This is a genomic window from Aeromonas sp. EERV15, from assembly GCF_900079845.1.
In the GTDB taxonomy this organism is placed as follows: Bacteria; Pseudomonadota; Gammaproteobacteria; order Enterobacterales; family Aeromonadaceae; genus Aeromonas; species Aeromonas sobria.
This window is the reverse complement of record NZ_FKKY02000114.1, coordinates 1-469: the sequence shown is the minus strand read 5'-3', so window position 1 is coordinate 469 and position 469 is coordinate 1. Positions and strand designations below refer to the sequence as shown.

The window sequence follows — 469 nt, the reverse complement described above, 5'->3', positions numbered from 1 at the left end:
ATCCTCTCGCTGGCCACCGCGCTGGCCACCCTCGCCGCCGCCGCGCCCGCGCAGGCACAGGACGCGACCGTCAAGCCCGAAGGCATGGCCCTGAGCCGCTTCGTCCCGCGCCGGCCGGGGACCGCATGTTCAGCGTGCCGTCGCCGTTCGTCGCAGGCCACCTGACGCCGCACGTGATGTTGATGGCCGACTACGCGAGCAACCCGCTCGTCCTGCGGCGCGAGCGCGACGACGCGGAGATCGGCGCGGGCGTCAGCGATCAGCTCACGTTCCGGCTCAACGCGTCGCTGCCGCTCTGGAACCTGGTGAGCCTCAGCCTCGACGCGCCGCTCACCGCGGTCCAGTCGGGGGAGAGCCCGAACGGCGGCGGCCAGCAGTTCGCGTCGCCGACGGGCGCGGAGCTCGGCGACCTGCGGCTCGGCGCGCGCGTGCAGCTCCTCGGCGCCTACCACGACCCGCTCCAGCTCGC

The 469-nt window shown here is 74.4% G+C and carries 1 protein-coding gene; it reads left to right on the top strand.

Annotation, left to right across the window (positions count from 1 at the left end; genetic code table 11):
* Window positions 1–125: 125 nt before the first annotated feature.
* Window positions 126–469: hypothetical protein (locus BN4575_RS22840; protein ID WP_218060802.1), on the top strand; the 344-nt coding region annotated here is incomplete at its 3' end.